A 17398-nucleotide genomic window follows, 5' to 3' on the forward strand; every position below is an offset into this window, starting at 1 on the left:
AATTAAAAACTTAAATTAAACTGTAAGGTATAGCTACGTTGTGGAGCAAGCGTATTATAGTTACCGTTTGAAAGGTATTGCGGATCGATTCCTAAATCATTCTTAACCCATAATAAACCTAAATTCCTAGCCGCAAAATTGAAACTTAATGACTTAATAAATGTTTTTTGTAACCATTCAGACGGTACATTATATCCTAATGAAACCTGTTGCAATCTCACATTATCTGCTGGAAGTACATTTATATCAGCAAATTGATAACGGTTTAAGCTATTGAAACTAATATTTGTAAGACCAGGTACATTTGTATTAGCTTCATCTCCCGCTTGTCTCCAGCGCTCTGCCACTAATTCGTCTTTAGCTACAGCTCCATATTGTACTCCTGAATAAGAAGGGTAATTTTGTAATACCGTATTTCTGAATACGTGCCCTGCATAATACGTAATCTGTACTCCTAATCTGAAGTTTTTAAAAGAGAAATCATTCATGAATCCTCCAAAATAAGGAGCAAAGGTAGTTCCCATTTTTTTCAAGTCTTCTTTAGTGATTGAAGCAATACCTTGAGTAGAGTTAACAATTGTGCCGTCATTTTTATAAACTTGAGATTGCCCTGTTGCGTCTAGACCAGCCCAGTTGTACGCGTATACTGTTCCGATACTAGTTCCAACCATCGGAGATGAACCAAAATACTGATTAGTGCTGTTTAGTACATAACGAGAGTCTGTAACTTCATTGGTATTATAAGAGAAATTTAAACTGCTATTCCATTTAAATTGAGCGTTTATAATAGTTCCTGAAATAGATAAATCTACACCATGTCCTTTTAAGGTCGCAGTATTATAATTTACATAAGACCATCCGTAAGTTGGATTAAATGGAAGATTTGCTAAAATATCGTAACTTTTTTTATAGTACAAATCAACACTTCCTCGTAAACGACCGTTGAAGAATCCATAATCTAAACCATAATTGAGCGTTGTTGTTGTTTCCCATTTAATTTCAGGATTTTCAGGTATAGAGATAGACGCTGTTGGTAACTGTGTGTTAAAATCTACTGATCCAATACTAATTACAGGACTTTGGCTTCCAAATCCGCCTGATGGAGAACTTCCTCCTTTACCATAAGTAATTCTAAAAGCTAAATTACTCAACCAGTTTACATCTCTTAAGAAAAATTCTTTATTGATGTCCCATTTACCTCCTGCAGACCATAACGGTATTGCTCTATTTTTTCTTGAAGCACCTATTATGTTTGCATCATCAAAACGAACACTTCCTGAAACATGGTAACGGTTCATAAAATCATAAGAACCCAATCCGTAGTATGATAAATAACGGCTTCTTGATTTACTGATGCTATTATCAGAAGTTCCAATAATACTTTGCCAGCCATACACCGTGTTGTAATAAACTGTTGGGTTTACAGATTGTCCTGAGTTGGTATCAGTATTATATCCATAGAATCTTTGGCTTGAACCTTCTCTGCGTTCTTCTCTAAGTTCTGTACCCGCTAAAAAGTGCAAACTGTTGTTTTCGTTAAAATTCTTATTGATATTCATTTGAAAACGCATGCTCTGATTATCGTTGTTAATATTCGTGTTGTATAGATAAGATCCTACCGGTATACCATAAACTAGTTTTCCAGCAGTATTGACAGATGTTGCCTGATTGATCATATTTCGACTATAGTAACTGTCTAATTCGCTCAACGATTTGGTTTTGTTTGTAATCGAAGTATACATACCAGATGCTTCAAAATTTAACCAATTTGTAACTGTTGCCGTTAAGCTTGCATTTAATCTGATGTTGGCTCCTTTAGTTATTACATTAGAATAATTTAGTTCATCTAAATAATTGTAAGACCAAGGCAAGTATCCTTTTGCTTCGAATCCTTTTGAAACTTCTGGTCTGAAAAGAAAATAGCGGTCAATTCCATTTCCGTCTGCATCTGCTATCATATCATACGGACGCAAAGCGGTTGCAGATACATTTGATAAAGCTTCATTTGCAACTGTATTAGTTTGATACGTAGTTGGAACATAGTTGATTCCAGTATTTAACTTTAAGAAGCTTTTAAGCTGAAAAGAGTTGTTTAATGTAATGTTATAAGATTGAGAATCATTTCCTTGCATAGCAGCTTGATCCTTGTTGTATCCTAAAGCCAAATAGTAAGTGCTTTTTTCGTTTCCGCCATCTATGGATAAATCATATTGAGTGGTAACCGAATTTCTAAGTAAATACCTGTTTATCTGTCCTAAATTATCATTTTGTCCAAGTTGTGCTAACAGTTGATCTCTTTGCGATATAGAAATTTCACCTCTTTTTTGTCTAAACATAATTTCCTGTGCTGCACTTGGATTAAGCGCTTGCCAGTTTGAGATATTATCAACGACGAATCCGCCATTTACAAGGTCTTTTTCGTAATCAATATATTGAGCAGTATTCATAACACGAAGTTTGCCCAAATCTATTTTCTCTCCGATACTTGTAGTAGTGTTAAAGCTGATAGTAGGCTCGCCTTTTTTACCTTTTTTGGTTGTAATTACAATTACACCATTGGCAGCCATTGATCCCCATATTGAACTTGCAGCAGCATCTTTTAAAACAGTAATGCTTTCTACATCGTCTGGATTAAGAAAACTTAAAATAGAAGATCCCGGAACACCTCTTTTAGAGAAAGCAAAATCTTCTCTAGATTGCGGAAAACCATCAATAACTATCAAAGGCGATCCTGTTCCGCTAAAATTATTAGTTCCTCGAACACTGATAGAACCAGTTCTTGGATCAACATTTACACCGGCAATTTTTCCTTCCAGTCTTGACTGAATGTCAACCGTTGGAACTTCTGCAAGCTCTTTTGCGCTTATTACGCCAATAGCTCCAGTAACTCTTTCTTTTGGAATTTCTGTATAACCGTTAGAAACAGGAATTTCTACAGAATGAAGTTCCATAACATCTGGTACAAGTGTTGCATCGATAACCCTTTTATTGTTAACAGCAACGGTTACAGTTTTATATCCTAAAGAACTGAAAACAATAGTATCATATGGAGAAACTCTCATTCGATAGTCTCCTTCTTTTCTAGTAATATCCCAAGATTGTTTGCCTTTTAAAATAACATTTACACCAATAAGCGGTGCACCTTTTTTATCGGTAACCTTACCAGTTAAATCATATTCTAATTGTTCAGCTCTTTTTTTGTTTCTTTTTACAACAACTTGCTTATCTATGATATCAAAAGTAAGATTGTTACTTTTTAAAGCATTATTCAAGATTTCTTCTATAGTAGCATCTTTATCCAAAGTAATGGTATTGGCAGATTTTAGTACATCATCATTATAGAAGAAGACATAATTAGTCTGTTTTTCTAAAGTAGAAAAAACTTCAGTTAGCGGAGTGTTCTTGAAACGAACATGTATTTTATTTTGTCCTAAAGAAGGGTTCGCATATAAACTACACATACTTATCCAAATAAATGCAGTAACAGATCTCATAAGCAGCAGATATAGGTAATAGTGGTATCGTCCAGAAAAATACTTTTCTGAATTATGTTTTTTATTCATAATTTTGTTTTGAATTTAAGAGATAGTCAATTAGCGTTGACTACAGTTCTACAATGCCAAAAGATGGTTCCAACATCTTTTGGTTTTTTTTTGGTTAGTTTTTACAAATAAGGTTGATATGTTTATTTTTGGTTTTATATCATAGGCATTTTTGGTTTTTGAATTGATTTTTTTATTTATTTAATTGTAATAGTTCTTTGGTTTGCGTTAACAGTGCAGCTGTTATTAGTTATACTCGATAATGTATTTGCAAGTGAATTAAGGTTTTCATTTAAAGCAAAAGAGCCAGAATAATTAGCATCCAGATTCAAATCTGCACCTTTTATGAATTCTATTTTATAATATTTTGAAAGTTTGCTTAGAATGCTATTTAATGACTGGCTTTTGAAAGTAAAATAACCTTCACGCCAAGACAAGATAGAAGCAACATCTTTTCGTTCTACTTTTAGCTGTTTTTTATCTTTATTGATGGTAGCAATCATGCCAGGAGTTAAATCCTCTTGAAGTTCCTGATTGTTTAAAATTCCTTTTTTATTGTAGGTAATTCTAACTTTTCCTTGCAATAAAGCAGTTTGTACCGTTTCGTCTTCAGGATAAGAGCTTACATTAAAAACGGTTCCAAGTACTCGCACATTGCACTCTTTTGTTTTTACGAAAAACGGTTTGGCTTTATTATGGGCTACATCAAAAGCAGCTTCACCAGTTAAGTAAACTTCCCGTATTGATCCGTCAAACTGAGTAGGATAAATTAAAGAAGAACCAGAATTAAGCCAAACGGTTGTGCCGTCAGTCAAAACGATTTGGGTTCTCTTTCCGTAAGGAACTCTAACGGTATTAAAGGCAGAAACGCTAGTAGAATTTGTATTTATAGCTTGCTGACCTACAGTAACTTTTTTACCGTTTTTTCCATAGCTAATTACGGTGCTATCTTGAACCGAAATAGTTTTCTGATCTTGCAAGACAAGAGAAATATTCTCTAAATCTACATTTGATTCTGTTGATTTAGAGTTTTGGGCAAATTGCTCTAATGCTGTTAGAGGTTTCGCGCTTTCTGATGAATTCTGATTCATAGATAAAGCGACTAATAAAGCGACACTCGCAGCAGCAGCATAGGCGAGAAGTCTTTTCTTTTTCCTACGTCTGGATTCTTTTTGTTCCAGTTCGATTAGTCCAAGACGAATTTGATTCTTTAGAGAATCTTTTTCATCATTTGATATGTTGTTAAAATTAATTTGCAAGGTGATGTTTTTTATGGGGTATATATTTCTATAGAGAACAACTCTTTAGAAACATAGACAAAAAAATAACCTTTTTTTAAAGTTTTTTTCGAAGTTCTTTCAAACATCTGTATATCAGTGTTCTGCAAGACTCGATAGAGATGCCTAAAATAGAGGCAATTTCTTCGTAAGGTTTATCTTCGTTGAATCTGTAGAACAATGCTTTGCGCTGCTTTTCGGTAAGTTCTTGCATGGCAAAAGCTAATTTTGCATTTAATTCTAAATTGTTTTCTTCTTCAATTAAAGTTTCTTCGAAAGAAGCTTCCTTGGGCGTAAGTGTACTGTAATCAGTATTTAAATGAAAAATTTTTTGAGAAGCTTTATTCTTTTTTAAAACATTTCTCTGTGTAATTTTAAATAAATATGATTTTACATTTACACTTTCAGCAAGACCAGTTCGATACTTATAAATGTCAAGAAAAACATCATGAATTGCATCTTTAGCAATAGATGGTTCGTTAGTATATTGTAAAGCAAAAGTAAGTAAAACATCAGCATAGATATCATAGAGCTTTTCAAAGGCGGTAATATCACCTTTTTTAATCTGCTCCCATAATAAAATATCTGTTGTGGTATTCTCCATTTAAGGAATAAAATTGCTGTTGTTTTTTGAAACAAATCTATAACTTTTATCAGCAAAAGGAATATTTTTTCAATTATTTCGCATGATTTTGAAAGATATGGTCAAAATAATGGCGATAATTTTGTTAAAATCGGTTTTTAGATTGCTTTACATATAGATAACATTCATCAAAAAGAAATAGAAAAATCGATATAGTGGTTATTTAACAGAAAAGCTGAATAAGAATTATAAAACTTCTGAAAAAAAATAGCTACAATTATAAAAAAATCAAAAAAAGCCACCTTTAATAAAAGTGGCTTTTTGAATCGAAAAATTAACGTGTTTTTTATTTTTAGTTCACTGTATTTATAAATAATTCTATTTTACCATTTCTAATAATGCAAATATATTTTGCGAAACATTATATAAATTAATAGTCACAGCGGCTGTTGCAAGACCTTCATAAGCTATTGCTCCTAAATAATCATCTTCAAGATCAAAACTTCGTACTTGCCAGTTTTGAGAGTTTTTTATTAAAGAAAAATCTAAATTATGCTCGCCATCTAAGCAGGGTATGTATTTAAAATCTTCATCGATACCTTTTCCTAATGCTTTCACAAAAGCTTCTTTTCGGGTCCATAAAGTATAGAAAGTATTTTTTTTATCACTGGCATTTTGAATTATTTGCGTTTCATTATCATTATAAACATCTGGCAACATACTTGTAAAGTTGAAATCTTTGCTCATATATTCGATATCTAATCCAACTTTTTTTCTAGAAACTGCGATTACAGCAAAGTCTTCTGAGTGCGAAATATTAAAGTGCAACCATGGATGAGAAGCTAAATAAGGTTTTTTATTAAAATCATAGTCCAAATAGATGTTTTTGATGTTTAGTTTTGTGTAAGCTGCTAAAATGAGCTTTAAAATGGATCGGTAGATGATGAATCTATCTTTGTCAATTTCTTTAAAAAACCTTTTGACTCTTTTGAGTTCTACGGAATTTAAGAATTGAGATAAATCAGATTTCATCTCACTGAAATCGGGTAGGTAAATACTGTAAATCACAATATCATCACTATCTAAAGAATACCCTTTTTCGGGAATAAAATCAACACCTTTTATCTCTAAAGATGAAATAGAGAGCTTAGAGGTTTTCATGGTTTTCATCTAATATATCTTGAAGTAGTCGCGCTAAAACTTTATCATTTGGTGGAGCAACAATGTTTAGGTGATTTCCAGAAATATTATGAATTGTAACACCACCTAAAGCTGCTTTTTTCCATCCCAAATGCGTTGGATCTAATTTGTAATTATCATCATCTTTTGATCGGAATAAATCCACTCTAAAGTTTTGCGGTTTAAGATGATAGAGGTCGACAATTTTTTTCACCATACGATCGGCTTCAATAAATTGCTGCAATGCTAGTTCTTCTTGTTCTGTCATTTGGACTTTTTTACCAAAATGTCTTTGCAGTATATATTCTTTTTTTCCATTAATACGCATTTTAAAAGCTTTCCAACTCAATAACATTTCTTTTAAAAAGTCTAATCTTCTGTGAGTTATATCGAAATATCTGACAAGTTGTTTTCTTCTGTAATTTCCATAATAGTAAGAAGAATCCACATAAGAATCTAGAAGGCCAGTCAAACTAACTTCTTTTCCTTTTTCTTTCAATTGACGAGTTATTTCAAAGGCAACAATACCTCCAAAAGAAAAACCAGCCAAAGCATAAGGACCTTTCGGATTTACTTTGATAATAGCTTCGATATAATGAGCTGCCATAGCTTCAATTGATTCATACCAACCGTCAAAACCTTTTGGTTTTGTACCTTGAATTCCATAAATAGGCTGATCAGCATCAAAATGCTTACTAAGATTCATAAAATTTAGAACGTTCAATCCTGCTCCATGAATAATGAAAAGAGGTACTTTATTTCCTTCAGGTTTTATTGGCACCAAACAGTCTGAATAAATTTCAGTTCCCGTATTTAATAGTTTAGCAAATTTTTCTACTGTTGAATATTTGAATAAAGAAGACAAAGGAATTCGGATTCCAGTGTGTTTTTCAATTTCAATCATCACTTTCACCCCTTTTATGGAATGCCCGCCCATTTCAAAGAAATCGCTGAAAATATCAATATTCTCTAGATTTAAGCTTTCTTTCCAAATAGTTGCCACTATGTTTTCTTCTTCTGTGCGAGGTGCCGTGTAAGTGATTTTTTTATTGGATTTGTATTTTGCTAATTCTTTACGATCAATTTTCCCGTTTAAGGTTGTTGGTATTTTTTCGATTATATTAAAATCGTGAGGAATTAATTGAGCTGGCAAACGAGTGCTTAAAGCTTCACGCCATGCAGTGATTTGATTTTCAGCTTCTTCGATGCTTGCTTCTGGAACAATGTGAGCTATTAAGAAATTTTCATCGGCTAATACTACAGCAGATTTGATGCCGTCTAGCAGCAGTAATACTTGTTCAACCTCTCCTGGTTCTATACGATGTCCTCTAATTTTAACTTGCTGATCTAGACGTCCTAAACATTCTACTTCATTGTTTGGAAGCAATTTTCCTAAATCACCTGTACGATACATTATATCTTCTTTGCCGGCAGAAAATTTATTTGCAATAAATTTTTCAGCAGAAAGTTCAGGTCTGTTCCAATAGCCTTTTGCAACACCATCGCCACCAATTACAATCTCTCCAATGTTTCCAGGAGCAACAAGCTGACCATGAGCATCGATCAAATAAATTTGAGTATTTCCAATTGGTTTTCCAATAGTAATTAATTTATCCTCGGCTTTTATTTGTTTTACAGACGACCAAATGGTGGTTTCAGTCGGACCGTAAACATTCCAAAGGGTATCACATTTAGACAAAAGTTCGTTGGCAAGATCTACAGGCATTGCTTCACCTCCGCATAATGCTTTAAGCGGTAGCTTTTCTGACCATCCAGAGTCTAAAAGCATCGACCAAGTTGTTGGAGTTGCTTGCAAGAAATTAATTTTTTCTTTTTTAACTAATTCAAGCAAAAGTCTTCCGTCTCGTGCCGTTTCATGATCGGCTAAGATTAGTGTAGCCCCTTTCATAAGAGGTAAATACAATTCTAACCCAGCTATATCAAAAGAAATAGTTGTGATAGAAAGTAATCGGTCATTTTCAGTAATACCAGGCTCCAATGCCATACTGCAAAGAAAGTTTACTAAATTTTTATGGGTAATTGGCACCCCTTTCGGATTACCAGTTGATCCAGATGTGTAAAGGATGTATGCATTATTTTCTGAATTAACCATAAAAGGAAGAGGTAATGCAGAATACTGATCTAATGTTTCTATAGCATCTTCTATAAAAAGTGTTTGCGGCCATGATGGTAAAGATGCAAACAATGTTTTAGTAGTTAATAGGACTCTGGCGTTAGAATCTGTAAGCATAAATTCTAAACGCTCTTTTGGGTATTCTGGATCTAATGGTAAATAGGCTGCGCCACACTGCATAATTGCTAGTAACGAATAAAGCAATTCTGGACTTCTAGGAAAAGATACGGCAATAAAATCGCCAGACTGAACCCCTTGGTCCTTCAGGTAATGCGCCATTTGGTTTACCTTTTCGTGCAATTCTTTATAAGTAGTTTTTAATTCATGAAATTCTACTGCTGTTTTATTTGGTGTAATTTCTGCTTGTTTTCTAAGTAACTCTGTTAAAGTTACATCAGGATAAGCCATTTCAGTACTATTTAATGCGGTATAATCTGCTAAATAATTACCGCCTACGATATCGGATAATGGACTTGTTGGATTGGCTATAACTTCTCTGATAATTTCTTCAAAAGAAGCCATCATTTTGCTTATGGTTTCCGGTTTGAATAAAGTAGTATTGTAAGTCCATTGAAATGAAGGTCCGCTTTTAGCTCTAAAAATATGAAGCTGAATTTCGAACGTTCCGTATTCTCTCGGATTTGGTTTAAAGCTATGAGTAAGACCCGTGTATGCGAAATCCTCTTCGATTGTTCTGCTCAAATCTACTGTTAAGATGACCGGAACTAAAGGAATTCTCGAAGGATCTCTTGCAATTGCAAAGCTTTTTAAAAGATGTCCGAAAGTAACTTGCTGATGCTCGTAAGCATCAAATAATTGGGTATTTCTTTGTTTTAAATAGTCTAGAAAACTGATGTCAGAATTAATTTTACTGCGAAGCGGAAGTAAATTTACACAATCTCCAATCAGCTGTCTCATGCCGTATAAGGTATTTCCAGATGAAGGAAATCCTACTACTAAATCATTTTGTCCCGTTAGTTTACATAGAAAAATTTCAAACGAGGCAAGTAAAGTGGTTACTAAACTGCTGCTTGTTTTTATTCCTATATTTTTTAATTCACTAATAATAGCATCATCAAAAGCAAAATCAAGACGGCTACTATTGTATGTTCTTAATGAAGGTCTTACAAAATCGATAGGTAATTCTATAGTTGGAACAGATTCTTTATAAATATCAATCCAAAAGTCTTCTAAAGGTTTGTAATCGCTGCTTTCCATAAATGAATTTAACCTTTCAGCAAATTCACTAAATTTTTCTGGGGCATGAAGCTCAAACTCTTTGTTTTCAAGATAAGCAGAATACAGTACGCCAAGTTCTTCTAGAATGATGTCAATACTTAATCCATCGCCCACAATATGATGAATTGTTAATGTTGCTATCGTCTCGAACTCCTCAATTTTAAGCAAATTAACTCTAAATAAAGGACCATTTACCAGATCAAAAAGATCACTGACTTGTTCTCTGATATGTTTGTCTATAGCTGATTCTTTTTCAATAGGAGATATTTCAGAAAGATCATTTTGTGAAACTTTGATGTTGTAATCGCTGTAAATACACATAAAATGACCATCTGGACTAAATGAGGCTCTAAGAGCTTCATGGCGATCGATTAATGTCTTAACAGCTCGCTCAAAGATTTCAACTTTTAAATTCCCTTTCAAATTGATTGATACAGATAAGTTGTACGCTTTGTTAGCATCGCTTCCACCAAAAAGGCAATCAGTCCATATTTCCTGCTGCGAATTTGTGGTATGAATTACTCTTTCGATTTCAGGCGAAAATGGATTAAATTGAATTTCAGTTTCAGCTTCCATTTCTATTTGTATTTGCGGTTGATTTTTCATTTTGCTCCTATTTTAAATGTAATTGCAACTTTTAAATTGACAATTTAAAATATTTATTATCTGTTTTTTAGTCTGATTCTTATAGCTTAATCTTGACAAAACTTCCGTTCTGATTAGGATCTTCTATGAACCATCCTGGGTTTCCATTTTCATCTCTTCCAAGTTTGCTTCCTTGTACAGGCGGCTCATTTGAATTAATGGTGTATTTCTTTTCCGATTGTTCTTGATCATGAATTTCCGAAATGTCAAACATCTTTTCTTTTACAGTATTTCCATTAGTTTTTATAGCACCATTGGTTTCAGCTTTGAGTTCATTATTAAATTTAGTAACATCAAAGTTCTCGGCTTTTAAGTTTACAAATGATGCATTTCCATTTACAGAAGTACTTTGAAAATTCTGCAATTGATCTACTTTCTGACTTAAAAGCTGAATCTGCTGCACAATTTGTTCTAGTGAAATCTGTTTTTCATTAGACGATAATTGAGTTCCATTTTGCGAAGAAGTAGGAGCAGCCGCATGTTCTGCAACTATTTCTGCTTCTTTTTCTACAGTAACCACTTCCTCAGGAAGATTACTATCAATATAATCAGCTAGAAGGGAAGGTGTTGAATAAGCTTCGTTCAATTGTCTAAAAGTAATCGGTAAATCAAACTCCTTTTTTAGTTTTCCTGATAATTGAGTAAGCGATAAGGAATCTAAACCTAGCTCCAAGAAAGTATTTGAAGAAGCTTCTGATTCATACACTATTCCAGATGCATTTTTTATAATATCTGAAATTTTGAAAAGAATTTCGTCTTTTCTAGAATGTTTAGCTTCAGCGGTTTTACTTTCAGTTTCATTTGAAGGAACAACTGGTTTTTCAGAAACGGTTGCTTTTTGAGGAACTATCGTTTCTAGAACATTTAAAGGTTCAATCCAGCATAGCTTGCGGTCAAAAACATAATTTGGCAAATCTATTTTCTGTCTTTGCTGTTCGCTGTAGAATGCTTTCCAATCTGGACTAATGCCTCTTAACCATAATTCGCCTAATGCAGTTAATAAAGTAGTATATTCATTATCACTTTCTTCTTTAGGGAAATTTATACTTGGAAATGCAGGTATAATTTTACCAGCAGCCTGCTGACGTGCCAAAGTAATTAAGGTTTGCCCAGGACCGACTTCTAATAAAACAAAGTCTTCTAGTTCGAATGCTGTATCCATTGCATCTGCAAAGTGAACGGTATTTTTTAATTGGTTTACCCAATAAGTAGGATCTGTAGCTTCTGTATCAGTAAGCCAAGTTCCAGTTGCAGTTGAAATAATTGGCAGTCGAGGTATATTCAGTTTTATTTTTTCTAACTCATTTCTAAAATCATCTAAAATTGGTTCCATCATAAAAGAATGGAATGCATGACTTGTGTTAAGCAACCTATTTGGAATCTCTTTATTGTCAAGTTCTTGATTAAAAAGTACGATATCTTCTTTTTCTCCAGAAACAACACAGAATTGTTTAGAATTTATAGCTGCGATAGAAAGTGTATCTGGTTTTAATTCATTCAATTTTTCTACTGGCACGCGAACAATTAGCATTGATCCGCCTGGCAATTGACTAATTAAGCGTCCTCGTACGGCAACAATATGCAAAGCATCTTTTAAACTCAAAATACCTGCTAAATGTGCAGCAGCAAATTCTCCAATACTATGACCGCAAAGAAAAGTTGGTTTTATTCCCCAGCTCATCCACAATTGGGCTAAAGCATATTCTGTAACAAATAAAGAAGGTTGCGTTAAACGTGTATTTCTAAGAAGTTCTTCGGCATCAGTAAAATGGTCTTTTGGATAAAGAATTTCACGAATATCTAATCCTAGCTCTTCCATTAACATACCAGCACATTTGTCTACAGCTTCACGATATACTTTTTCGTTGTCGTAAAGTGCTTTACCCATTTGCAAATATTGTGATCCTTGCCCAGGGAAAAGAAAACCTAATTCGCTTGGTACACTTTTTAATACCGAAGATTTAGTGTTTTTGGTTTTTAATGAAATTAGTTTTTCAGCCGCATCAGTCGTCGAATCTGCTATTAAAAAGCTTCTATGATTAAAATCGTCTCTTGTTATATTTAACGAATAAGCAATATCTGATAAAGGCGTTTCTTTAACTTTATCAATAAAATGCCCCAATGTATTTTCGTAACCCAACAAACTGTTTTGACTTTTTGCAGACCACATTAATATATCCATTGGTCTTCCAGTTGAAGATGGTACAGGTTTCTTGTCATATTCTTCAACAATGACATGAACATTTGTGCTTCCGATTCCGAAAGAACTAATTCCAGCTCTTCTAATACTATCAGATTTCCATTCGATCAGTTTATTATTAACATAAAAAGGACTGTTCTCAAAATCAATATTTGGATTTGGTTTTTCAAAATTAACCATTGGCGGTATTTGCTTATGGCGCATGGATAGCAATACTTTTATTAATCCAGCCACACCAGCCGCAGCTGTAGTGTGTCCCATATTGCTTTTTATAGATCCTAAAGCACAATAGTTGTTCTTTTCTTGTTTGCCATAAGCAATCTTAAGTCCTTCAATTTCGATAGGGTCTCCAATTGGAGTTGCTGTTCCGTGTGCCTCCATATAAGAAATGGTCGAAGGCGATACTTGCGCATCATTAAATGCATTAATTATGGCGCCAGCCTGACCTTTTGGACTAGGAGCCATGAAGCTTCCTTTATCTCCTCCATCATTATTTACACCAACACCTTTAATTACACCGTATATTATATTGCCGTCTTTTTCTGCTTCTTCTAATCTTTTTAGTAAAACAACACCAGCACCGTCACTAAAAACGGTTCCTTTTCCAGAGGCATCAAAAGAACGGGTAGAACCATCAGGACTTTTAATAAATCCTTCATCGTAAAGGTGTCCGCTATTTATAGGACAAGTTACACTCGATCCGCCAGCAAGAGCTACATCACACATTCCGGTTCTGATAGCTTTTACAGCTTCGGCAACTGCTAACAAAGATGTAGAGCAAGCAGAATGCACACTAACTGAAGGTCCTTTTAAATTTAAATGATAAGAAGTACGCGGAGCAATAAAGTCTTTTCCGTTGACAGTATAAATCTGTAATTCTCCAATCGAACTTTTAAGTTCTTTGTTAGAAAAAATATTATTTTCATAATAAGTATTGATTTCACTTCCAGAATAAACGCCAATGCTTCCTTTGTAATGTTTAGGAAGATGTCCAGCTTGTTCTAATGCTTCAAAAGAAATTTCTAAAAATACTCTAATCTGCGGATCCATTGCGGCTGCAAGCTGCGGATTTAATCCGAAGAAACTTGGATCAAATGTTTTTGCAGAAGGTAAAACTCCTCTTGCGCCAATGTAAAGCGGATCATTTCGAAGACTTTCAGGCAAACTGCTGTCTAGTTCTTCTTTTGTAAATAGTGAAATGGTTTCTTTACCCTCTCTAAGATTTTCCCATAATTCTTCTATGGTATCAGAGCCAGGAAATCTTCCTGCCATACCAATTACGGCAATATCTACAGAACCGCCGTATTGATTAGGTGCTTTAAATTCGAATGATTCTTCTTCGTTATTTTGTTCTTCTAAAATAGAAGAAAGTTCTTTAATTGTTGGGTGAATATAGATTTTTGAAACAGGAACATCTACAGATAGAAGCTGTTTCATTGAGGTTGTAACTTTTTGCGCTAATATAGAGCTTCCTCCAATATCAAAAAAGTCATCGTCTATACCTATTTCTGCTATTTTTAATTCGTCGCTCCAGATTTTTGCAATCTCTTTTTCTAATTTCGTTGTTGGTTTTTTGTAAAGAGGAGCAGAGTCAGGTCTGGTATTTTCTGGAAGAGGAAGGTTTTTTTTATCAATTTTTCCATTTGGAGTTATCGGAAATTCTTCTACCCAAATAAATTTTGATGGAATTAAAATTTCTGGTAAAACTTTAGAAAGTGCTTCTTGAATTAATTTCTCATCTCCTGATTCTCCGCTGGTTTTTAAGTAAGCTACCAGTTTATCTTCATTACCAAAATGTCTGCTTACGATTACAGCAGATTGTTTAATGCCAGATATTGTATTTAGTGTAGCTTCAATTTCGCCTAATTCAATACGGTGGCCTCTAAGTTTAACTTGATGGTCAATACGTCCTAAACATTGTAATTCTCCATTCGGAAGTAATTTTCCTAAATCTCCAGTACGATAAAGTATAGAATCAGTTTCTTCTGAAAACGGATTTGATATGAATTTTTCAGCAGTAAGTTCTGGACGTTTCCAATAACCTTCTGCGACTCCGTCTCCGCCAATTACAATTTCTCCAATTTCTCCAGATTCGACAACTTTACGATTTTCGTCTAATAGATAAATTTGTGTGTTTGCAATAGGAAAACCAATCGTTATTAATTCATCTTCATCTTTTATTTGTTTTACGGCAGACCAAATGGTAGTTTCTGTCGGACCATACATATTCCATAGCGAATTACATCTTGTAGTTAAGGAACGTGCAAGATTAAGAGGCATAGCTTCTCCTCCGCAAAGCGCTTTTAGAGGAAGAGGAGTGTTCCAGCCAGAATCCAATAGTAATTGCCATGTCGTTGGTGTAGCTTGCAATATTGTAATTTCTTTTTTCTGAAGAAGATTAAATAAAAGCTGTCCATCTCGCGTAGTTTCGTAATCAGCAAAAACTACCGAAGCTCCTTTAATTAATGGTAGAAATAATTCTAGTCCCGCAATATCAAATGAAATAGTGGTAATTGATAATAATTTATCTGTTGCCTCAATACCTGGCTCAAGCACCATACTATATAGGAAGTTTACTAAATTTTTATGCGTTACAGTTACTCCTTTTGGTTTTCCAGTAGATCCAGAAGTATACATTATATAGGCTACTTTTTCTGGTAACACAGTAATATGTGAAAGTGGTGTAGAAGGATATTGGTCTAATGAAGATAATACATCTTCTACTAATATGGTTTTTGAACTATTCGGCAATGAAGAAGAAAGAGATTCTGTGGTTAGTAAAAAAGCTGCTTCAGAATCTTCAAGCATAAATTCTAATCTTTCTGTTGGAAATTTTGGATCCAATGGTAGATAAGCTGCTCCGCATTGTAAAATTGCAAAAAGAGAAGCAATTAAATTTGTGCTTCGATCCATAGATACCGCAACAAATTGCCCAGGAGACAAGCCTTGAGCTAAAAAATAATTAGCTATCTGATTTGCCTTTTCTGCTAACGATTTATAAGTAATCTTTTCATCATCAAATTCTAGAGCTATCGCATCTGGTGATGTTTCCGCTTGTGTAGCAAAAAGTTCGTGAAGAGCATTTTTTGGATACACCATCTTTGCTCCATTTATTTCTTTGTCTGAGTTGTTATTGTTAGATCTTTTCATTTTAATTGTATTAAAATTAAAGTTGAGTAAAATAAAATGGTATTATTGGCGTTGGACTAAAAAAAGAAACAGGATTTAAATTCATGTTTTTTTTAATTAATTAGCGGAATAGGATTACATTTTTCATTATGGCTTTATTTGCGTGTAACTAATGGATGTAAGAATTTAATTAGTTTTGGCCTTTATTTTATTTCTATGTATAAATAGAATTTATCACTTATTCTTCAATAAGATGATCAAAAAAAGAAAAAATATTTCATTAAAACTCGCATTTTCTATATAAAGCTATTATTCTCGATGAATGGCATATTTTCAATTGAATAAGACAAGTTTTATTAAAAAATATTCAGAGTTATTTTGAAATCAATTTTGTTTCAATTTGAATTTTACATCTTTATTTTATCTTTTCTGAAGGAGTTTTTATTGTGTTTCCAACCTTCTTTCTTTCGCTAAAAACTAGCAAAATTGCTCAATTGAACAAATCAGGACGTAACAGCCTTATTAAGGAAGTTTAAATATTTGTAAATCAACTGTGTAAATTAAGGTTGAATGAATATTTTGCTGTTTATGCATGTAATAATTATGAATATCAAATTATATGGATAGGTGTATTAAAAATTAAATAAAAAGCACTTCTCTGTATAATTAAATAGATTAATCGTCGTTATTTTGTAAATCTTCCTACTAAGATTAAAAGCCCAAGAATTTTTAGTATTGCAACCGGTCTAAATCGGATTGTAATTTTTCAAAATGGCTAATCAAAATTTTAAGCGTTTTTTTAACTTTTCCAATGTAAGTAAATAGTCACTAAAATACTACATTATATGCAGATTATCGGAAATAAGGTTTATTATATCGATTATTTTTTGAATTTAAATATTTTTGCACTATTAAAATAATCTAAGAATAATAAACTGTGAAGCATTCGCGCCTGAGACATATATATATACTTTTTACGATGATTTTTTTTGTTCCTTTTGTAGGAATTTGTCAGAGTAACGATAATTTAATGGAAACTATAATTACATCAGGTAACAATGCGACGGGAACTTCAGGTACTGTTGCTTATTCAATTGGACAGGTATTTTACACATATATGGGAGTTGATGCTGTTTATAGTGTAGCACAAGGAATTCAACAGCAAGTAAAAGACGAATCGCTAGATATTCCAGATGTAGAAGAGCCTGCTAAAGCAGAAATGTTTGTTTATCCAAATCCAACTTCTGATTTTGTTAATATCAGTTTAAATGGAATAGAATTAGAAGGACAGCGATCATATAGACTTTACGATATTCAAGCAAGGCTTTTAAAGCAAAATACAATTTATCAAACTGATACCCAAGTCAGTTTAAATAATCTTAGCCCTTCTATTTATATACTGGTAGTATATGTAGACAATAAGATTTTGAAATCATTTAAAATTATTAAAAATTAAAAACGGAAGATCTA

At 33.3% G+C, this 17398-nt stretch carries 7 protein-coding genes; 1 reads left to right on the forward strand and 6 read right to left on the reverse strand.

Annotated features, from left to right (window positions below; all coding sequences use genetic code 11):
- Positions 1–2: 2 nt before the first annotated feature.
- The 6 genes from LL966_RS02955 to LL966_RS02980 all read right to left on the reverse strand — a co-directional run bounded on the left by LL966_RS02955 (position 3) and on the right by LL966_RS02980 (position 15949).
- The gene (locus LL966_RS02955) at positions 3–3563 is read right to left on the reverse strand and encodes a SusC/RagA family TonB-linked outer membrane protein (RefSeq protein WP_229350042.1); all 3561 of its coding nucleotides are present in this window, start codon (positions 3561–3563) and stop codon (positions 3–5) included.
- Positions 3564–3739: 176 nt separating this feature from the next.
- Complete coding sequence (locus LL966_RS02960; RefSeq protein ID WP_229350044.1) at positions 3740–4801, reverse strand: FecR family protein; 1062 nt, start codon at positions 4799–4801, stop codon at positions 3740–3742.
- Between the two features lie 76 nt (positions 4802–4877).
- The gene (locus LL966_RS02965; protein ID WP_229350046.1) at positions 4878–5423 is read right to left on the reverse strand and encodes an RNA polymerase sigma factor; all 546 of its coding nucleotides are present in this window, start codon (positions 5421–5423) and stop codon (positions 4878–4880) included.
- A gap of 357 nt (positions 5424–5780) precedes the next feature.
- On the reverse strand, positions 5781–6563 hold the full coding sequence (locus tag LL966_RS02970; RefSeq protein WP_229350048.1) for a 4'-phosphopantetheinyl transferase family protein: 783 nt from the start codon (positions 6561–6563) through the stop codon (positions 5781–5783).
- A complete protein-coding gene (locus LL966_RS02975; RefSeq protein WP_229350050.1) occupies positions 6550–10560 on the reverse strand; it encodes a non-ribosomal peptide synthetase in 4011 nt (1336 codons plus the stop codon). Before LL966_RS02975 ends, LL966_RS02970 begins: the two co-directional genes overlap by 14 nt.
- 79 nt (positions 10561–10639) lie before the next feature.
- Positions 10640–15949, reverse strand: a complete 5310-nt coding sequence (locus tag LL966_RS02980) for a polyketide synthase (protein ID WP_229350052.1) — start codon at positions 15947–15949, stop codon at positions 10640–10642.
- 1009 nt (positions 15950–16958) lie between these two features.
- Between LL966_RS02980 and LL966_RS02985 the strand changes: the two genes are divergently transcribed.
- Positions 16959–17384, forward strand: a complete 426-nt coding sequence (locus LL966_RS02985; RefSeq protein WP_229350054.1) for a T9SS type A sorting domain-containing protein — start codon at positions 16959–16961, stop codon at positions 17382–17384.
- Positions 17385–17398: the final 14 nt, after the last annotated feature.

It is taken from the genome of Flavobacterium chungbukense, from assembly GCF_020805785.1.
GTDB classification, from domain to species: Bacteria; Bacteroidota; Bacteroidia; order Flavobacteriales; family Flavobacteriaceae; genus Flavobacterium; species Flavobacterium chungbukense.